Raw genomic sequence first — 19,167 nt, 5'->3', positions numbered from 1 at the left:
GAATTATGCGCACAGGGTGCCGCCCCATCCACCGTTCCGCTTTTCCATGGGCGACATTTCTTACGCCCATGAAGACATGAGCCTAGCCCGGCTCTCCCCCCAACAGGTCCGTCACTGGTGCACCGGGCGGCAGGTCGAGCACTTCGCGCAGCGTTGCCCGCCCGCGCGCCAGCCGTGAGGTGACGGTGCCAAGCGGCAGGCCGGTCTTGCGCGCAATCTCGGCATAGCTCAGCCCGTCCATCGCGCGCAGGCGCAGCAGAACCTGCTGTTCTTGTGGCAGATCGGCCAGCGCCTCCAACGCCTCGGCACAAGCCAGCCGCGTCACCCCGTCTGAGCCGCGGGGGGCGGCGATTTCCTCATCAGCCTCCTCCGTAGGCCGTGCGATGGAATAACGCGCAAAGGCCCGGTGGCGCAGCGTGGCGAAAGCATAGGCTCGCAGGTCTTCAATAGGTGCGGCGTCGCTATGGCCGTCGAGGATCATCGCCATACGCGACCAGACCCGCAGCAGCGTATCTTGCACAAGATCATCGGCATCATCGCCGGTGCGCGCCAACCGACGCGCACTGCGCTGCAAATCGGTGAGCAATGCCGTGAAGATGCGCGTATGGGGCAGGGCGGTGGGATCATCATCCTCACCGATTGATATCGGAGTCTGGGAAATAGAAGCATTGGACATGGGCAGGCGACCTTTCGAAGGGAAAAGGCAGGTTCCGTGAGTAAGACCCAAAGGCTCTGCCCGCAGCGCCAGCCTCGCAACAACGCCGACGCCAGCCCCCCAAGACGCGCCCTTTGCCGCCCATCGCGCGCCTTTTCGGGCAAGCGATTGCCGATGTTTTCAGCCTCGGCGGGACGTCGCGCATCGCATTGGCGCGTGTTGGGCGGGCGGTCGCCGATCTGGCAGGGGCCGCGCGCTTGGCCGGATCAAAACCGCTCCCCAGCCCCTCTTCCCTTGTAGATGCGTCGCCAATCCCGGTGCCGCATCGATACGCAACCTATATGGAGGGAAATCTCCCATGCGATCCGAATTCAAAACTCCTCGTCTTGCTGCTGTCACTCTGGCTGGCGCATTCGCCGTCCTGGTGGGCGGGGCGTCTCTGGCCATGGGCCAGGCCGAATCCGTGGACACTGATGGCGACGGGATGGTCAGCTTCGCAGAGCTGCTGACGCTTATGCCCGCGCTGACCGAAGAGGAATTCCAGGCTCTTGATGCAGATGCCGATGGCCTGCTCAGCGCCGATGAAGTTGGCGCTGCCGAGGAAGCCGGTCTTATTCCGGCCGGCTAACGGCAACGTTCTCTGACCGGTTCGCCCCTGAACCGGTCAGGGGCAAGGCGCGGGGGCGGGGCAGACGGCCTCCGCGTCTTGATACGATTTAGTCTGCGAACGGATCTTCGATGGGCGCATAGCCCGGCAAGCGGCCCCGGTTCACACCCCAGATCTGATCCAGATACCGGCCATCGGCCACGATCACCGCATCGAGAACGGATTGGTCAGCAACCTCTTCGCTGGCAGTTGCGAGAGGTTGGATGGTGACGAACGACACCACGCTTTCCAGCCCCTCAATCTCGTAGCTGATGAAGTACACGGCCACGGGCCCGGCTTCTGCAAAGCGCCCGCGCCCCTCAAACACAATCCCTTCGGAGCCAAACCGCGCGTGCAAATCGCCGCGCGTCGTCTCACCAAAGGTCAGGCCATCGATTGGTGTGGGCTGCTGCCCTTGCCCTTCCGATCGCCACATCTCCAGATACAGGACCTCGCCAATCTCCGCATCGCGGGTGGCTGACATCGAAAGGCCATCGTCAAATTGCCAAAGCGTATAGGCGAACGGATGCGCGACCTCTGAGCCGACAGGCTCCGGCGCACTTTCGGGGATCGGCTCACCCAGCGTGACGCCCCGAAATTCCTGTGCTGCGACCGGCCCGGCAAGGGCGGCCAGCAAAGCGAGTGCAAGCCGCATCAAAGGCCCCGCGCGATGGCAGCTACGCCTGTACGGGCCAGCTTTACGTCGCCCAACGGACGCATCAACTCGGTGAAGGCGTCAATTTTCTCGGGCATACCCGTCAGCTCAAAGACGAAACTCTCCAACGTGCTGTCGACCACGTTGCAGCGGAAAATCTCTGCAATCCGCAGCGCCTCAACCCGGTGCTCACCCTTTGCTACGACTTTGATCAGCGCCAATTCACGGCTCACGAACGGGCCTTCAACGGTCAGGTCGGCCACTTCATGGACCGGCACCATGCGGCTCAGCTGCATTTTGATCTGGTTGATCACCTGCGGCGTGCCCGACGTCACGATTGTAATGCGCGACCGGTGCCCGCCATGATCGACCTCGGCCACCGTCAGGCTTTCAATGTTGTAACCCCGGCCCGAGAACAGCCCGATCACACGGGCCAGCACGCCCGGCTCGTTCTCCACGAGGATCGCAAGCGTGTGCGTCTCGATCGCGTCAGACATATGGCTGCGCAGGTCGTAGGCGGAATGGCTGGTGGAGCCTTGTTCGATATTGAGGGCCATGGGCGGGTATCTCCGTTCGTCGCGGGCGGGTGTGCCGTGCCGCGCATGAATTGGCAAGTGTTACGGGATCAGCGAGGGGAACGCCTCGTCGATGGAAAGCGGGAAGGGGATGGGCGCGGTGCGGGGGCCATCCGGAAACAAATCGGGATGTCGAAGTTCGGTCAGCCCTTCGCGCAAGACAAGGCTGGCCGCTGTGAAGACGGCATTCCCCAATTCATCCAGACGATCTTCAGCCGAGGCGTGGCGGTTGCTTGCGGGGTCTGCGTTGAAATCGAGAATAAGGGTACTGGCCGCATCGTCTCCAATGTCGAAGACCAGCGAGAAACGGCTTTCGCTGAGCGGTTCGACATATACCAGCCCTCGCGTGGAGAGGATCTCCGACGGTCGACCAAGGCGTCTCAGTACGTCGCGCAAGGACATCACGCCAACCCGAAGGCCATCGCTTTGTGGGACCGGCCCTGCATCTGGGCCAGCAAAACTAGCAACGAAACCGATCGTACCGGTTGGGGAATAATCGACCAACAACCGGTGCCCATGTGGCAATGGATAAGTCGCCTGCGTGCCATCTTGTGATGAATAGAGCTCAAGCGGTTCTCCAATCGCTCCCAACACGGACGCATCCATCCCCGGTCGCAACCCGCGAAAATCCTGCGCCGTGACGGGCAGGGCGGTCAGTAGGCAAAGGGCAAGCGCGCGCAGGATCATGAGAGCGGGACCCCGCACGCCGGTTCCGGCGGAAGCTGCGGGAAATCGGCGTCAAAGCTTTCAAGCTCCACAAACGGATGTTCAGGCAGAAGGAAAGGTGGCTCGCCATCGGCCAGCCCATAGCGGTCGCCGGGAAAGACGCCGCCTTGCACGACTGTCTCGAAGAGACGCTGTTCCGTGAAGCAATGGAACCCGCCGGGGTCCAGCGGCCCGAACGCGCCGGGGGCATATTCGTAGCAAACCTGCGCGCCAAAGGTCGGCGTTTCGAACAGGTCCGAGCTATCAAGCCCACCGTCGCGCCCGATATCACCTGAGCCATCATTGTTGCGCTCGGCCACCTCGGCATCGCTGTAAACACCCCAAGTGCCCACGATCACGTCCTCAATGCCGTTGAACCAAAGATAGGCCGTGCCATCGCCAGCCGTATATTCGATCTGGTTGCCGCCAATGTCATAGAAATGCACCGTGCGCCCGCACAGCAATTCGAACAAAGCATCGACAGCACCTTGTGCGTTGACCGGAGCAGCAAGGGTCGCGCAGCACAGCGCCAGTGCTACGCTGCCAATCCGGCCACGCCGCATGGCTTTGGGGGCAGTGAACTCCGTATGGATTTTGATTTCACGCATCGTTCACCTGTTGCTTGACCCAATTGCTGGTCCCGTCCACGATTTGCTTCTCAATCCCTTTATCAGCGCGCCAATCGCGGCCGATATCCTCGATAATCGGGCGCTTCCGAGGGCGGGTCACGAACACGGACCGAAAGGATTGTACGACCTCGCCAATCTGCCCGCCGCCCATTTGCTTTTCAGGGTCGAGGTCTGGGTTCATGACCTCGCCCATGCGACGGGCAAGTGCGCCTTTGATGAACTTCGGTGAGGTTCCAAAAGAATGAACGCCTGTATTGTGCTTCCAAACCTTCACGCCCAGGACCCTGATCCGCTTTATCCTGGTGGCTTCATAACCGCGCTTCGTCCACGCATGTTCTTTTGACAGGGGTGTGACGGCGCCATACCCGTCCTCAAAAGCTTTCTGAACATAGTCCAATGGCAGCGGGGCAAGCGCAATCCAATCATCCTCAAGATGAAAGATCGGCCGGTCCTCCGCTTCCATCCACAACCTCTTAACGGCCCCTCCAAACGACGGCGTTGGAGGGTCGTGAATCGTTGCTTCGGGAAGATGGCTTCTCAAAATCGCCCGGCACGCCTCAGCATCGTCGTCTGACCCCAGCGCGGGGTCGAGGTTCATGGTCGCGGATGCCACACGAAATTCACGCAGTCCGACCGTCAGAAATGACTCCAGAGTGCGCCCAAGAAGATCCGGGCGGCGGGTGGCGACAATCTTGAGGTCAATGTCCATGGCGCGGGTTTAAACCAGAACCCCGCCTGCATCGCCAATGACACCCTGCGTCTCTGCCTCGCCTAGAAGCATCTCGTTATGCGCCTTGCCCGACGGGATCATCGGGAAGCAGTTTTCGTGCTTCTCAACGAGACAGTCGAAGATCACCGGCCCTTCGTAGTTGAGCATCTCCATGATCGCATCGTCCAGATCGTCCGGGTCCGAGCAAAGGATACCCTTCGCCCCGAATGCCTCGGCCAGCTTTACAAAATCTGGCAGGGCTTCAGACCAGCTTTCCGAATAACGCTCGCCATGCAGCAACTCCTGCCATTGGCGGACCATTCCGAGCCGCTCGTTATTCAAAATGAACTGTTTCACTGGCAGGCGATACTGCACCGCAGTGCCCATCTCCTGCATGTTCATCAGCCAGCTTGCCTCACCGGCGACGTTGATCACCAACGCCTCCGGGTGTGCGACCTGCACCCCGACCGAGGCCGGGAAGCCATAGCCCATTGTGCCGAGGCCACCGGAGGTCATCCACCGGTTCGGGTCGTCAAAGCCGAGGAACTGCGCAGCCCACATCTGGTGCTGGCCCACTTCTGTGCAGATATAGCGATCCTTGCGATGCTTGGTCAGCGCCTCCAACCGCTCCAACGCGTATTGCGGTTTGATGGTCTTGCCTTCCTGAGTGTAGTCCAAGCAGCGGACGGCCTTCCACGCCTCGATCTGCTGCCACCATGTCTGCACGCCCGCGCTTGCCGTTTTGCGTCCGCGCGCCTTCCACACCTTTAGGATATCCTCCAGCACATGGCCGACATCGCCGATGATTGGGAAATCGGCATGGATCACCTTATTGATGGAAGACGGGTCGATATCGATATGGGCCTTGCGGCTATTCGGGCTGAAATCGGCAATCCGCCCGGTGATCCGATCATCGAACCGTGCGCCGATGTTGATCATCAGATCGCAGCCGTGCATCGCCAGATTGGCCTCGTACGTGCCGTGCATCCCCAGCATGCCGATCCACTTGTCGCCCGAGGCAGGGTAGGCACCCAAGCCCATCAGCGTCGATGTAATCGGGAAACCCGTGGCCTCCACCAGCTCCCGCAACAAAGCGCTTGCCTTGTCGCCCGAGTTGATGACGCCGCCGCCTGTGTAGAAAACCGGGCGTTCGGCCTTTTCCATCGCGTGCACAAGGTCGGTGATCATCTCGATCGAACCCTTCACCTTGGGCTGGTAATGGCTGACCTTCGCCTTGGGTTTTGTCGTGTAACTGCCCGTCGCGAATTGCACGTCCTTTGGAATATCGACCAGAACCGGGCCGGGCCGGCCTTCGGTGGCAATATGAAAGGCTTGGTGAATCGTGTCAGACAGCTTGTCGGTCTCTTTCACCAGCCAGTTCATCTTGGTGCAGGGACGCGTGATGCCAACCGTGTCGGCCTCCTGAAAGGCGTCCGAGCCGATCATGAATGTCGGCACCTGGCCCGTCAGGCAAACAATCGGGATCGAGTCCATCAAAGCGTCGGTCAGGCCGGTCACTGCGTTCGTTGCGCCCGGACCGGAGGTCACCAGAACAACACCCGGTTTGCCAGTCGACCGCGCATAACCCTCGGCCGCATGTACCGCACCTTGTTCGTGGCGCACCAGAATGTGGCGGATCGCGTTCTGCTGAAAGATCTCGTCATAAATCGGTAGGACAGCGCCACCGGGATAGCCAAATACCGTGTCGACACCCTGTTCTTTCAGGGCTTCGACGATCATTTTCGCTCCGGTCATTTGCTCTGACATTGCGCTTGTCCTCTTTATCCGCGCTTCGGTTTAGTGCTGCGACACAAAAAAGCCCCCGGTGGTGATCCGGGGGCGCATGGTTCCAATATGGATGCCGGTGTTACCGACCCATGCGCCTGTTTCCTACAAGTACGACAATTTCCGACAACATGCGGGCTTCCTCGTGTTCGCGTGGGCGGGACGATATGAAGGGGGTTTTCGGGCGTCAACAGGGAAAAGCCCGTAGGTGTGAATAAAATGTCGTTTGCGCGGGCTCTTGCGCAATGAACGGCATCTGGCATTGACGTGGCGGGCAGCTTTCAAATCGCGGCTCAGTTGCGAATCTCGCTAGGGCATTTGTTTGCGACGGATTGGCAAGTGAATGCGACGCGCCCGATGCTGCGAAATAATGCGACTCAGGGCGCGGGGGATTCGCAACATAGTTTCGCTCAAGATCGGCAATTGATACGCTAAGTGCCTCAAAAATAGGCGGAAAACCCGGCCAATGGCGACTACTTGCCTCAAAGTTGTGTTAGCGCAAAACACAACCATCTCAGGTGTATAAGCGCCGTTTTTGCCGGGATTGGTAAGAAAATTTTACAAAAAGTGGCCATTCAGACAAGAAAACCTGTTTTCGAGACCCCCTCCCTTCGCTAACGTGCGGCCACTTCTACCGACCGGTGACCCAAGCGGGGTCATCGGCGAGGATCCAAACGGGGAGGATAATACCAATGGATCGACGTTCATTCCTGCGCACTTCCACAGTGGGCGGCGCAGCCGCAGCAGCGTCCACGACGCTGGCCGCACCACTTTACGCTCAGGGCAACCGCACCCTTACCATGGTCACCTCGGTGCCAGACGGGTTTGCGATCTTTGACGACGCGGCACAGCTTGCCGCAGACCGCATCACGGCCCTGACGGACGGTCAGCTGACCATCCAGAAGATGCCCGCAGGCTCCCTTGTGGGCGCGTTCGAAGTGTTCGACGCCGTGTCGTCCGGTCAGGCCGACATCTACCACTCGGCAGACTATTACTTCCTCAACCAGCACCCGGCGTTTGCCTTCTTTACCTCCGTGCCCTTCGGCATGACCGGTCAGGAATTCGCCAACTGGTATTACCATCGCGGTGGTCACGAGCATCACAACAACCTCGCATCCCTGTTCAACCTGCGCTCGTTCGCATGCGGTTGTACCGCGATGCAGCCCGGCGGCTGGTTCAACACCGAGATCAACTCGGCAGAAGACCTCCAGGGTCTGCGCTTCCGTATGCCCGGTCAGGGTGGTCAGGTGCTCGGTCGCCTTGGCGCCTCGGTCCAGAACATCCCCGGCGGCGAAATCTACCAGGCGCTCTCGTCGGGTCAGATCGACGGTGCGGAGTGGATCGGCCCCTACGCGGACGAGCGGATGGGCTTCCAGGAAGTCACAAACCTCTACTACACCTCCGGCTTCCACGAGCCGGGCTCGGTTCTGACGCTGTCGTTCAACAACGACGTGTTTGAATCGCTGACGCCGCAGCAGCAGCTGCTGGTCGATACCGTGACGCGTGCTGTCTATGCCGACAACCTGTCGCTGACGCTTGCTGAAAACGGTGCCGCGCTGGCCCGTCTGCAGGAAGCCGGTGTTCAGACCCGCGAATTCCCCGATGATGTGTGGAACGCCTTCGGCGCCGCAGCAGCGGAAGTTCGCGAAGAGAACATGGGTGATCCGATCTATGCGGAAATCGCCGAATCGTACTTCGGGTCGCTGGCCGAGTCGGCGTCGTGGTTCGACCTCGCCGATGGCAACTACATGGATCAGCGCAACCGCGTGAACGCGGGCTAATCGCAACCCATTGACCTGGCGCGAAGTCGCCCTTGCTTCGTCCGGCTAAGGCTGCCGGACGAAGCTCAAATACAACTCACGAAAACACGGCAGCACAGGGAGCAGGGCTGGCGTCGTTTGGGGGAAATCCAAAAGATGGAAGAAAACTTCATTGTCTGGGTGCTGCAGAATTTTGCATTGGCCCCCTATCACCTGTTTCTGGCCATCACCAATCCGGGCGATTGGCTGAACTGGAGTAACCCCGAAGCGTTGGCGCGTTTCATCTATTACGGCGGCTCAGTTGAGTTCTTCTTCGTCGTCTTTACCCTTTTCCTTGTGATCACGGTGCTCGGCATGGCCTGGAACCGCGAGATCCTTTGGTGGTGTGTGCGCGGGCTTGAGGCCTTTGCAAACGTCATGGGACGTGTGGCTGCTTGGGCCGGACTGATCATGGTGCTCCAGCAGGTCATGATCGTGTTTCTGCAACGCATCTTCCGAGTGGCCGAGATCCAGCTTGGGCCACTTGGCACCGCGTTCGTTCAGGATCTCAGCTGGTGGGGTGAGGGGCTCAAGCTCTACAACGCCATCATCGTCTGCCTTTGCGTCAGCTACACGTTCGTGCAGGGCGGCCATGTGCGCGTGGACCTTGTCTACTCGGCGGTGAAATTCCGCACTAAGCGCATGATCGACATGTTCGGCTCCATCGTCTTCATGATGCCCGCCATCGTGCTGACCTACATGTACGCCTGGTTCTTCATGTGGCGCCATCTGGTGGTGCCTGGCCCGTCTGCCTCGGTTGAGCTGGACCGGATGCTGATGCAGGCCCGCGTGCTGCGCTGGAACGTCGAGACCATCGGGTTCAGCCCCAACGGCTTCAATGCATACTTCTTGTTCAAGATCCTTCTGGTCGCCTTCTGTGTACTGGTCTTCCTGCAGGCGATGGCCTTCTTCTGGCGCTCCTATCTCGAATGGCTCGAAGGGCCCGAAAGCGAGGGCAAGCATGTCGACAAGGACGTCCTTGGCGATGAAGCGGAAGAGATCGAACACGCAATCCATTCGGGTTCGACCTGATCAAATCAAAGCGGGCCGTTAGCGCGGCTTAAGTAAGGGAACAGCATCATGCTATTTGGTTTGGATGGGGTCGAGATCGGTCTGATCATCGTCTTCCTGACACTCTTCGCCGGGATCATGACCGGCTTTCCGGTGGCCTTCTCCATCGGCGGGGCGGGGATCATCTCGTTTGCGATCATCGCAGCGCTCGACAGCGCTGGCCTGCTGATCCACCAGGCGATTGATACCAGTTCGGCTGAGTATTCTGCCCTTGTGGCGGAAGGCGTGGCCAGGGATGCCATATCCGTCTTCCGATACCCGGAATTGCCGCGAATAGAGGAACATCTGTTCCCCGGCGGCTGGGAACAGGCGATGGATCGCAACCTGTCGTTCATCGTCAACCGCATGAACGAGCGTGTGATTGCGGGCCAATCGATTGAGACGCTGCTGGCTGTTGCGATGTTCGTCATGATGGGCATCACGCTGGAACGCTCGCGCATTGCCGAAGATCTCCTGACCACCATGGCGCGCGTCTTTGGCCCGTTGCCCGGCGGTCTGGCCGTGTCCATCGTGATCGTGGGTGCGTTCCTTGCGGCCTCCACCGGCATCGTGGGCGCAACCGTTGTGACCATGGGTCTGCTCGCGCTGCCCACCATGCTGCGGAACAACTATTCGCCGGAACTGGCCACTGGTGTGATCGCTGCATCGGGCACGCTCGGGCAGATTATCCCGCCTTCAATCGTGATCGTTCTGCTCGGCACACTCGTGGGCGACCTCTACGCTACGGGGCAGGAGACGCGGGCGCAGCTTGTGGGCTGCTCCGATGCGCTGACCTTCCTCGGTGAGCCTGCGGTCTTGTCTGTTGGCACGCTCTTCCAGGCAGCGCTGCTTCCGGGTCTGTTCCTAGCCTTCCTCTATGGCGCCTATGCCTTTGGCTTCGCACTGGTGCGTCCCGCATCGGCCCCGCCGGTGCAAATGGGCGAGATGTCGGGCGGCGAAGTCGTCACCCGCAATGAAGCCCTGCTTTGGTACCTGTTCGCACCGGTTGCGCTGATCCTCGCCATGGTCGTGGGCGGCATGGGCGGGGTCGTAGGCAATCAGACCTTCACCGTGTCCGACTATGCGGAACGGGAGGCTGGCCCAAGCCTGCGGACCAACGTGTCCGATCAATGCGCGGCTGCCATGATTGACCTGCACGGCCAATCGACTTGGGACGAGGCTGTGGCCCAAACCGCGGCTCAAGCAGAAGCCGGCGATGATGGCGGTGCTGTTGAGCTGACCGAAGAGCAATTGGTCGAGGCCCGTGCCGCTGCCGCGGCCAACATCGCGCCCATTGGGACAGGTGTGGCTGTGGTTGTGACCCTGCTTGGTCTGATCCTGATCGTGGCTCGTGGCATCTCACCCTCGTCAAGCCCGACGCCGCTCATCATTGGCGGTCTGGGTCTGGTGGCAGCTTTGCTGGTCGATGTGCTCTTCATCGCGCCCACCACGTCGTCAGGCAACACGATGCTGCTTCTGGCGATCCCGATTGCGGCGGCACTCTATGGGTGCCGGGCGGCGATGGGACGGCTGTCGCAGAACGAGCTTTTGCGCGTGGTCTTCCCGCCGCTGGTTCTGATCGTGGCGGTTCTGGGCTCGATCCTCGGCGGTATCACCAACCCAACGCCTGCGGCCGCCCTTGGTGCTGCAGGGGCCATCATGTTGGCGGCCTACCGCAAGCTGAAGGAAGAAGATGGTTTGTCGAAGATCATCATCTGGGCCAGCTTTGCCGTCGTGATCATGATCCTCGCGGGCGTGAACTTCGACCTGCGGATCACGCGCGCCGATGTGCCATTCCAGGATTGGGTCGCCTATATCGTGGCGCAGATCGCCTATCACTTCGCGTTCTTCGGCCTGCTTTATGGCTGTTACGTGCTGCTCAGGACGTCCGTCCTGTCACCGGTGGTGCGCGAGACGGCGAAGGTCACAAGCATGGTCTTCACCATCTTGATCGGTTCGCAGCTGCTGAACCTGGTGCTGATCTCTTTCGGGGGCGAGCACTACATCCAGCAATTCCTGCGCGCTTTCGACAATGAGATGGTCGTCTTCCTGCTGGTGATGCTGATCCTGTTCATCCTCGGCTTCGTGCTGGATTTCCTTGAGATCATCTACATCGTGATCCCTATTGTGGGGCCTGTGATCTATGGCGGCACGCTCGATCCGAAATGGGTGACGATCATGATCGCGGTGAATTTGCAGACGTCGTTCCTGACCCCGCCATTTGGCTTCGCGTTGTTCTACTTGCGCGGCGTGGCTCCGAAATCCGTGACGACGGGCCATATCTACCGCGGGGTGCTGCCGTTTGTCGGCATCCAAGTTCTTGGATTGGCCTTGCTGTGGCTGTTCCCTGGGATCGTGACGATCGTGCCGGACCTGCTTCCGAACTGATCTGAACCGGTATTGCGCATCTCAAAAAGGGGCCTTACGGCCCCTTTTTTCATGCGCCGGTGGGGGCCGCCTCCGCGCGCGGGCGATGCCCGCCCTTGTCGGCGGCGTTGGCTCATTGCGTGCTGCGCACGCCATGGGCCAAGAGGGGGCGCTGTCCTCTTGCGTGCCTTTAGGACTGGGAAAGACGCTGGCCCCCGAGGTATTTTGAAACAAGGAAACTCGGATCAGGCGCGAGCCGGTTCGATCAAGTCCCACAGATTGCCCCACGGATCGCGCCATTGGGCGACCTTGCCGTAGGGTTCATGGCGCGGCGTTTCGATGAAGGTTCCGCCCGCCGTGGTGATCCGGTCCGCATCGCGGTCGAAACAATCCGTTTGAAGGAAGAACCCCACGCGGTCGCCGGTTTGGCGTCCAAGAGCGCTTTCCTGTGTTGGGGATGTGGCGACTGCGAGCAGGATCTGCGTCTGTGACAGGCCCAGATCCGAGGAGGGGGCGCCGGGTGCGACCGTTACCCAGCGTTTGCGACCCTGATCTTCGTCGGCGGTCAGCGTCCAACCGAGGCCATCCACGAAAAAGCGAATGCCCTCGTCGTAGGACGGCACAATAAGCGTCACCAGGGACAGGTGCATCTAGTCGTCGCCGCGCAGGTCCGGCAGCGTGATCTGTGCCACTTGTTGCGCAATCGGGTCGGTCGAAAGGGGATGGGTCTGCGTCGAGTAGTCTTCCGGCTTGCCGATGGCTTTCCATTGGCCGCCCACATAGACCTCAAGCGCCGGGAAGCTGGCCTTGTAACCCATCTTGTCGCTGCCAGGCACCCAATAGCCGAGGTAGACATAGGGGAGGCCAGCCTCACGCGCGAGGTCGATGTGATCGAGGATTATGTAAGTGCCGAGCGAGTTCTTGTGCAGCTCTGGCGCGAAGAAGGAATAGACCAGGCTGAGCCCATCATCGAGGATGTCGGTAAGGCAGACGGCGGCAAGATCCTCTTCCGCATTGGGATCGCGGTATTCGATCACGCGGGTCTTCACCGGCGTTTCCTCGATCATCGCGGCGAATTCGAAGACGTCCATATCCGCCATGCCGCCATCAGCGTGGCGCGCATCAAGGTAGGAGCGGAAGAGGGCATATTGCTCTTCCGTGGCCCAGGCCGAACGCGGGTTGCGCTGCAGATGGGCATTGCGTTTAGCGATGCGTTTATGGCCGCGTTTGGGCGCGAAGTCGGCCACGCGGATACGCGCCGACAGGCAGGCCGCACAATCGGTGCAGGACGGACGGTAGAGGACGTTCTGAGAGCGGCGAAAGCCTTGCTTTGATAGGGAGTTATTGAGCTTCTCGGCCTGATCCCCCTGCAGCGCGGTAAACAGCTTCCGCTCCCGCCGTCCGTCGAGATAGGGGCAGGCTTGTGGGGCCGTCACATAGAATTGCGGCGCAATGGGCAGCGTGTGGCGCATGGATAAGCATCCAAGGTTTTGCGGGCAGGGTGCCGGATAAGCCCCTTGCCCGCAACTGAATTCTCAAACGTCGTTACCGCAGGGGGCGCTCAGGCCGGGCGGTTCAGCATCACTGCGCCGGTGATCTCATCGGCCAGTCCACGGTTCAAAGGTCGCCCGATCATCATGGCGATGGAGATGAGTTGCACGATCAGGATCATGGCCCCGGCGAGGAAGACCAAAGTGTGCAGCGCGGCCTCCTTATCGCTTAGCTGCTGGCCGTCGCGATTGCGCAGCTCGATGTTCATCACGCGCATCCCGAAGGTGGCCGAGCGGTTCTTGATCGTGGTCCAGCGATAGAAGAACGACAGCACCGCATGAACGGGGATCCACAGCACGAACGCGATCCCGGCGGTGAAAATGCTCAGCAGGATCATCGCGGCGAAAATCAGGGCTGCGTCGATGACCCATGCAAAGAAACGCTTGGGCAGAACGCCATCGTAGTAGGCGGCATCGTACGAGGGATCGGGCAGATTAGTCATGGTCGTGGACATGGGGGCTTTCGAAGCAATTGAAAAGAGGGCCCCGTGCCCGAAGGGATGGACAGGCACGGGGGAAGGGGCTGGGGCCTGCGGGGGGCTTCAGGCCTCAGCGGTGGTGATTGTGCGGCGCTGGTCGCGGGCGCGGTCATCCATGAATTGGTCAAACTCGTGCTTGTCCTTGGCGTCGCGCAGACGGTCGAGGAAGCCATCGAACTGGGATTGCTCCTTCTCCAGCCGGTCCAAAAGCGTCGCGCGGTAGGCGTCAAAACTGCTATTGCCCGAAGACGGCGCCTCAGACGGCACATCGGGGCGCAGGGCGGCCACGCCGGTTTCCAACGCGAAGCGTCCGCTCACCGCCGGGATGCGGCCCCATTGCCAGGCGAAGAGGGCAGCCAGCGCCAGGCCCACAAGGCCAAACATTGCCATGGCCGTGATCGACACGGAAATCGCGAAACCCGCATACAGGATGATCGAAAAGACCTGAACCGAGGTCGGGATGCGGGCGTGGTTGGGCGAGCTTCCTTGTGTCATATCAACTGTCCTTGGTCGCGCGGCAGGGGCGCTTGGGGTTGCGAAAAGGCCGGGCCCACATCGCGTGCAGGCCCAGCCAGTCTATCATGCAGCGGCGTCTTCACCGTCCGCATTTTTCTTGCGGTCTTCCATGAACTGGTCGAATTCCTGCTTGTCCTTGGCCTCGCGCAGACGGTTCAGGAAGCTCTCGAATGCCTCCTGCTCATCTTCCAGGCGGCGCAACGTGTCGGCCTTGTAAGCGTCAAAGGCGCTGTTGCCAGAGGTGCGGAACTTGTGGCCCCCTTGGGACCGGCGGGACGAACAGCTTCCGTTGAACATGCGTTTGCTCCAGATCATGTAGGCCAGAAGGGCAAGACCGATCGGCCAGAAAAAGATGAAGCCCAAGACCATGGCGGCGATCCATGCGCCTTTGCCGCGGTCATCAAGCCAATTTTCCGCCTTGCGGAACCAGCCCTGGGCCTCGGCGGGAAGGGCGGGGGCGGTTGTCGTGGTCATGCTCTGTCTCCTTGGGTTTTGTGTTGCCGTGAATGTAAATGTTAATCACATTAACTCATATGGGAGGCCGCATCGCGCTGGCAAGAGGTAAAGTAAATCTTTTTTACATTTCGCTGATTTTCCACCTGTCGAGCCATTAACCAAATGCTAGCGATGCGAGGTCTAAAGTCGCGCGATAGGGCAGAAACGCCCACCTGCATTGGTCGATGAGGTATAATGTGCAAAAGCCATTGAATGTGAAACGCGAAGGGGTGGACACGCTCATCGTGACCCGGGATTTCGCAGCACCGCGTGTGCATGTGTGGCAGGCCTTCACCGATGCGACTCATCTCAAACACTGGTTGCTTGGCCCGAATGGCTGGCAGATGCGGCATTGTCATGTCGATGCACGGCGGGGCGGGTCTTATGAATGGTCCTGGCGCAACCCCGAAACCGGCGATGTGCTGGGGATTAAAGGCGTCTATCAACAGGTAAAGCCGCTGCGCGTTATGGTCGACACGCAAAGTTTCCACCTCGGCGATGGCGGGGGGGAGATGGGCGATCAGACCCGAAACGCCGTCAAATTCGAAGACGTGCTGGATGGCGGCACACGGGTCACGACCCGCATCGTCTACCCAGATGCCGCGACGCGTGAACTTGTGCTGATGCAGGATATGCCCTCTGGCATGGAGGCGTCATACAGCAGGTTGGATCAATTCCTGGCCATGCTCAGGCAATCCACCGCTGCGGAATAACTGCGCCGCCTCGATACTCAGCCCCTCACAGAAAACCGCCCTGCGCGAGCCACAGGGCGGTCTCTGACACGGGGTGCCCGAAGGCTCCGGCAGCATGTACGAGGTGCACCTTCAATATGCTGGGTCCGGAACCGGAAACGCGGACATATCTTGGAGTGTCGTGGACATATATGCCACAATTCAGCACCCCATGCTATAATTTTCTTGCGCGACCACATTACGGGCTGGGAATCAGCCGCAGAACGCGGCCTCAAACCCCGCCACACCCTTCGGTGTGAAGTGAACGGCGCGGCTGTGTGCGTTGCGGCGCGCCCAATCCATTTCAATGAAACGCGCCAACAATGCCCGTCCAAGCGATCCCGCAAGATGGGCGCGCCGCTCACTCCAATCGAGGCAGTCCCGACACAGCGGTGCGCGCTGTGCGCTAAGGGCCTCCAGATCGACCCCAAGACCAGTGACCAATGCCGCGCCCTTGTCCGTCAGCACCCCATTCACCAGATGTCCGCCGGCGATCAATCCATCATACATCTGCGTGCCGCGATGGCCTGCCAAATGGTTGTAGCAAACCCGCGCCTGCCGCAGCGCATCATCGCGCGGCCCCGTTCGGCTGCGCAGATGTCCCGCACCTGCGGCCACGCCCATCAACGCTTCCAACACCCGGCCCACATCGTCATTGGCCAGCGACACGTATTTGTGCCGCCCCTGTCGCCGTTCCTCGATCAGCCCACCGCCGTGCAATTTGCCCAAATGGCTTGAGGCCGTCTGCGCCGTCACACCGGCCTCACGTGCCAGCTCTGTCGCGGTCAGGGCTTTGCCACTCATCAACGCGGTCAGCATGTTGGCGCGGGCAGGGTCTCCGATCAGCGCGGCGATGCGGGCAATGTCTGGTCCATCTTTCATAGTTCGACCGTAATCGAAGCATCGGCGTGCGTCCATCGGGTAGCAAGGGGCAGCAAAAGACAGGAGACACCATGCTGACATGCATCATCCGCTACCAGATCGACCCGACGAAAAAGGCTGCGTTCGCCCGATATGCGCAAAACTGGGGGCAGGCGATCCCGCGCTGTGGCGCTGATCTCGTGGGCTACTACGCGCCCCACGAAGGTTCCTCCACCTTGGCCTACGGCATTTACAACATTGAAAACCTCGCAGCCTACGAAGCCTACCGCGAACGGCTGGCGGCGGACCCATTGGGGCGTGAGAACTATGAGTTTGCGCAAGCCGAACGCTTTCTTCTGCGTGAGGACAGAACGTGGTTAAAGCGTGTATCAGACCCCCACGGAGCGCCCTCATGATCGCCGTCATCTTCGAATTTCATCCCAAGGAAGAACGTAAGGCCGAGTATTTTGACCTGGCGTCCGAGATGCGCCCGATGGTTGATGAGGTCGAAGGCTTCATCTCCGTCGAGCGGTTCCAAAGCCTGATGGACCCGACCAAAATCCTATCGCTTTCATTTTTCGAGGATGAAGAGGCCGTCGCCCGCTGGCGCACGCTCGCGGCCCATCGCGGCGCTCAGGCGAAGGGCAGGCGTGGAATCTTCGATGATTACCGCCTTCGGATCGCGGGCGTGATCCGCGATTATGGGATGTTCGACCGCGATGAAGCTCCGGAGGATAGCCGCACCTTGCACGGATGATCGTGGTTAATCAAAAGTTAACAGAGGTCGGTTTCTTCTTTGGTTTCAGATTGATAGGTATGTTGTGCAAGCTTGCACAAAACCCCAATCATTCTCGCTGGCGCCTCTCGAACCGGGGCAACATGGCCGAGAAATCCCGCCCCATCCCGTCTTCGTCCTCCACGAACTGCCGGTAGAGCTTCAGCGCCGCCTGACCCATCGGTGTATCCGCATCCGCAGCTGCCGCCGCGGCTTGGCTGAGGTCCAGATCTTTCAGCATCAGTTCCGCCGCAAAGCCCGGTTGATAGTCGTTGTCGGCTGGGCTGACCGGGCCAACCCCCGGCGCCGGGCAATAGGCATTCATCGTCCATGAATATCCGCTCGATGTGGAGACGACATCGAACATGCTCTGCCGCGACAATCCCAACTTGTCGGCCATCGCAAAGGCCTCACACGTTGCAATCATCGTAACGCCCAGGATCATGTTGTTGCAGATCTTCGCCGCCTGTCCATTGCCCGCAGGCCCGCACAGAACGGCCTTCTGCCCCATGATGTCGAACAAGGGCGTCACGGTCTCAAACGCCGCTTCACCACCGCCCACCATGAACGTCAAAGTCCCTGCAGCCGCGCCGCCAACACCGCCCGAGACAGGCGCATCCAGCCATCCCAGCCCCGCCGCGTCCGCCTGCGCAGCAACCTCACGCGCCGCATCGACCTCAACCGTCGAGCAATCCACAAAAACTGCGCCCGGACGCATCGCCGGGATCACCTCAGAAGCCACCGCCCGCAGGATCGCGCCATTGGGCAGCATCGTGATGACCACATCTGCGCCCGATGCCGCTTCCGCCGCCGAGGCCGACGTGCCCACACCCTCTGCCGTGTCAAAGCCCACGACCTCATGGCCCGCCTCCGCAAGGTTGGCGGCCATTGGCGCACCCATATTTCCCAGTCCGATGAACCCGATCTTCATGCGCCAATCCTCCACTCATCCACGCCTAACGGGCGCAGCATATTCGCGACGTCCACCGCTGCGACGGCAAGCGGCCCCTCATGCCGCCATTTCGGCGTGCGGTCCTTGTCGATAATCGCCGCGCGAATGCCTTCCAGAAAATCGCCGTGCTCCATCGACCGCGCGGTGAACCGGTATTCATTGCGTAGCGAAATCGCGATGTCATCCGCCCCGCGCGCCCGGTGCACCAGCTCAATCGCACAGGCCATCGCCAGCGGAGAGTTCCGCGCCATGAGCTTCATGGCCTCCCGCGCTTCCTCGGCATCGCTATTGGCCAGATCTGAGACTACATCGCGCAGCGTCTCACCGGAGAATAGCCGGTCAAGTACCGGTTGCGCGGTCTTCAACGGGCTCTCCGGAGCCTCCTGCGCAACGCGGTCCACGGCCTCCCAATCACCTGTTTCAATCAACTCGACCTTCAAAGCGTCCCAACCGGCCTCGGGCACGTAGTAATCCGCAAACTCCGCATGGATCGCGTCGCCCGGACCCATCCGCGCAGCCGTCACGCCTAGATATTCGCCCAACCGTCCCGGCGCGCGGGCCAGCAGCAACGTGCCGCCCACATCCGGCACCAGCCCGATGCCGCATTCGGGCATGGCGATCTGGCTCGACTCGGATACGATCCGGTGCGAGCCATGGCACCCCACGCCAACCCCGCCACCCATCGTGAACCCTTGCAAGAACGTCACAACCGGCTTGGGAAAGTGGAACATCTTGGCGTTCATCCGGTATTCATCCGCCCAGAACTTGCGCCCATAGTCGAAATCCCCCGCCATACCCGTGTCATACATCTCCTGAATGTCGCCGCCGGCTGAGAAGGCGCGCTCGCCCATCGCGTCAATCAACAGAAGCTTGACCCGATCATCCTCGGCCCAGGCATCCAGCGCCTTTTCGATTTCAAGGCACATCGCATAGGTCACCGCATTCAGCGCCTTGGGCCGGTTCAGCGTGATCCGTCCGGCACACCCCTCGATGCGGATATGAATGTCGTCGCTCATTAGTGTTTCTCTTCCCCAAAACGCTCGCTCAATTCCCGAAGCTTTTCCGCGCGTTGGACATTACCCATAATGCCATCACTGAATTGATCCCAAAACCTGACTGTCCATGAGAAAAGTAGGAAAAATAGCAGTACGAGCACCAAGCCGCTAAGCGAAGAAGCCATTCCTCTGATTGGTACGTTGTTTGCAATCAAAGCTATATCCAATGCAAACAGAA

22 protein-coding genes are annotated in these 19,167 nt (G+C 60.3%); 7 read left to right on the top strand and 15 right to left on the bottom strand.

Translation table 11 applies throughout. The annotated features are described in order from the left end of the window. Positions 1-82: 82 nt before the first annotated feature. Entirely contained in the window at positions 83-676 is a 594-nt protein-coding gene (locus V8J81_RS08685) for an RNA polymerase sigma factor (RefSeq protein ID WP_368475356.1), read from the bottom strand. A gap of 337 nt (positions 677-1,013) precedes the next feature. Between V8J81_RS08685 and V8J81_RS08680 the strand changes: the two genes are divergently transcribed. Next, positions 1,014-1,283 (top strand): EF-hand domain-containing protein, encoded by a 270-nt coding sequence (locus tag V8J81_RS08680; protein ID WP_368475355.1) that lies wholly within the window; start codon positions 1,014-1,016, stop codon positions 1,281-1,283. Between the two features lie 88 nt (positions 1,284-1,371). On the opposite strand, the gene V8J81_RS08675 is transcribed toward V8J81_RS08680, so the two are convergent. Genes V8J81_RS08675 through V8J81_RS08650 form a run of 6 tightly spaced genes read right to left on the bottom strand, consistent with a single transcriptional unit; the run spans position 1,372 to position 6,341 of the window. Then, the gene (locus tag V8J81_RS08675) at positions 1,372-1,956 is read right to left on the bottom strand and encodes a hypothetical protein (RefSeq protein ID WP_368475354.1); all 585 of its coding nucleotides are present in this window, start codon (positions 1,954-1,956) and stop codon (positions 1,372-1,374) included. Beyond that, positions 1,956-2,513, bottom strand: a complete 558-nt coding sequence (gene ilvN, locus V8J81_RS08670) for an acetolactate synthase small subunit (RefSeq protein WP_368475353.1) — start codon at positions 2,511-2,513, stop codon at positions 1,956-1,958. The genes V8J81_RS08675 and ilvN overlap by 1 nt, the downstream gene beginning before the upstream one ends. Positions 2,514-2,573: 60 nt before the next feature. Next, a complete protein-coding gene (locus tag V8J81_RS08665; protein ID WP_368475352.1) occupies positions 2,574-3,218 on the bottom strand; it encodes a hypothetical protein in 645 nt (214 codons plus the stop codon). Further along, a complete protein-coding gene (locus V8J81_RS08660; protein WP_368475351.1) occupies positions 3,215-3,844 on the bottom strand; it encodes a hypothetical protein in 630 nt (209 codons plus the stop codon). Before V8J81_RS08660 ends, V8J81_RS08665 begins: the two co-directional genes overlap by 4 nt. Continuing rightward, the gene (locus V8J81_RS08655) at positions 3,837-4,574 is read right to left on the bottom strand and encodes a hypothetical protein (RefSeq protein ID WP_368475350.1); all 738 of its coding nucleotides are present in this window, start codon (positions 4,572-4,574) and stop codon (positions 3,837-3,839) included. The genes V8J81_RS08660 and V8J81_RS08655 overlap by 8 nt, the downstream gene beginning before the upstream one ends. 9 nt (positions 4,575-4,583) lie before the next feature. Further along, positions 4,584-6,341, bottom strand: a complete 1,758-nt coding sequence (locus tag V8J81_RS08650) for an acetolactate synthase 3 large subunit (RefSeq protein WP_368475349.1) — start codon at positions 6,339-6,341, stop codon at positions 4,584-4,586. A 710-nt stretch (positions 6,342-7,051) separates the two neighbouring features. Here V8J81_RS08650 and V8J81_RS08645 point away from each other — a divergent pair. The 3 genes from V8J81_RS08645 (at position 7,052) to V8J81_RS08635 (ending at position 11,596) form a co-directional block, all read left to right on the top strand. Then, complete coding sequence (locus V8J81_RS08645) at positions 7,052-8,140, top strand: TRAP transporter substrate-binding protein (RefSeq protein ID WP_368475348.1); 1,089 nt, start codon at positions 7,052-7,054, stop codon at positions 8,138-8,140. Positions 8,141-8,275: 135 nt separating this feature from the next. Further along, entirely contained in the window at positions 8,276-9,190 is a 915-nt protein-coding gene (locus V8J81_RS08640) for a TRAP transporter small permease subunit (RefSeq protein ID WP_368475347.1), read from the top strand. Positions 9,191-9,238: 48 nt separating this feature from the next. After that, the gene (locus V8J81_RS08635; protein WP_368475346.1) at positions 9,239-11,596 is read left to right on the top strand and encodes a TRAP transporter large permease; all 2,358 of its coding nucleotides are present in this window, start codon (positions 9,239-9,241) and stop codon (positions 11,594-11,596) included. 224 nt (positions 11,597-11,820) lie between these two features. On the opposite strand, the gene V8J81_RS08630 is transcribed toward V8J81_RS08635, so the two are convergent. The 5 genes from V8J81_RS08630 to V8J81_RS08610 form a co-directional block, all read right to left on the bottom strand. Next, complete coding sequence (locus V8J81_RS08630; protein ID WP_368475345.1) at positions 11,821-12,225, bottom strand: VOC family protein; 405 nt, start codon at positions 12,223-12,225, stop codon at positions 11,821-11,823. Then, positions 12,226-13,047 carry an arginyltransferase gene (locus tag V8J81_RS08625; protein ID WP_368475344.1) on the bottom strand — a complete coding sequence of 274 codons (822 nt, stop codon included), beginning with the start codon at positions 13,045-13,047 and terminating at the stop codon, positions 12,226-12,228. It lies immediately after the preceding gene. An 89-nt stretch (positions 13,048-13,136) separates the two neighbouring features. After that, the gene (locus V8J81_RS08620) at positions 13,137-13,568 is read right to left on the bottom strand and encodes an RDD family protein (protein ID WP_368475343.1); all 432 of its coding nucleotides are present in this window, start codon (positions 13,566-13,568) and stop codon (positions 13,137-13,139) included. Positions 13,569-13,667: 99 nt separating this feature from the next. Beyond that, positions 13,668-14,099 carry a DUF2852 domain-containing protein gene (locus V8J81_RS08615; RefSeq protein ID WP_368475342.1) on the bottom strand — a complete coding sequence of 144 codons (432 nt, stop codon included), beginning with the start codon at positions 14,097-14,099 and terminating at the stop codon, positions 13,668-13,670. Between the two features lie 84 nt (positions 14,100-14,183). Beyond that, positions 14,184-14,594: a DUF2852 domain-containing protein gene (locus V8J81_RS08610; protein WP_368475341.1), complete on the bottom strand. Its 411-nt coding sequence runs from the start codon at positions 14,592-14,594 to the stop codon at positions 14,184-14,186. 218 nt (positions 14,595-14,812) lie between these two features. On the opposite strand from V8J81_RS08610, the gene V8J81_RS08605 reads away from it, so the two are divergent. Next, a complete protein-coding gene (locus tag V8J81_RS08605) occupies positions 14,813-15,328 on the top strand; it encodes an SRPBCC domain-containing protein (RefSeq protein ID WP_368475340.1) in 516 nt (171 codons plus the stop codon). Between the two features lie 231 nt (positions 15,329-15,559). Here V8J81_RS08605 and V8J81_RS08600 read toward each other — a convergent pair whose 3' ends face one another. After that, on the bottom strand, positions 15,560-16,228 hold the full coding sequence (locus V8J81_RS08600; RefSeq protein WP_368475339.1) for an ArsR/SmtB family transcription factor: 669 nt from the start codon (positions 16,226-16,228) through the stop codon (positions 15,560-15,562). A 71-nt stretch (positions 16,229-16,299) separates the two neighbouring features. On the opposite strand from V8J81_RS08600, the gene V8J81_RS08595 reads away from it, so the two are divergent. Both V8J81_RS08595 and V8J81_RS08590 read left to right on the top strand, forming a co-directional pair. Beyond that, a complete protein-coding gene (locus V8J81_RS08595) occupies positions 16,300-16,623 on the top strand; it encodes an NIPSNAP family protein (protein ID WP_368475338.1) in 324 nt (107 codons plus the stop codon). Then, a complete protein-coding gene (locus V8J81_RS08590; RefSeq protein ID WP_368475337.1) occupies positions 16,620-16,964 on the top strand; it encodes an antibiotic biosynthesis monooxygenase family protein in 345 nt (114 codons plus the stop codon). Before V8J81_RS08595 ends, V8J81_RS08590 begins: the two co-directional genes overlap by 4 nt. A gap of 88 nt (positions 16,965-17,052) precedes the next feature. Here the strand turns inward: V8J81_RS08590 and mmsB are convergent, their stop codons facing one another. Beyond that, a complete protein-coding gene (gene mmsB, locus V8J81_RS08585) occupies positions 17,053-17,913 on the bottom strand; it encodes a 3-hydroxyisobutyrate dehydrogenase (protein WP_368475336.1) in 861 nt (286 codons plus the stop codon). Then, positions 17,910-18,950, bottom strand: coding sequence for an enoyl-CoA hydratase/isomerase family protein (locus V8J81_RS08580; protein WP_368475335.1), 1,041 nt, complete (start codon positions 18,948-18,950; stop codon positions 17,910-17,912). Before V8J81_RS08580 ends, mmsB begins: the two co-directional genes overlap by 4 nt. Positions 18,951-19,167 lie beyond the last annotated feature (217 nt).

The organism is Gymnodinialimonas sp. 202GB13-11, assembly GCF_040932485.1.
In the GTDB taxonomy this organism is placed as follows: Bacteria; Pseudomonadota; Alphaproteobacteria; order Rhodobacterales; family Rhodobacteraceae; genus Gymnodinialimonas; species Gymnodinialimonas hymeniacidonis.
This window is presented reverse-complemented; position numbering and strand designations above follow the sequence as displayed.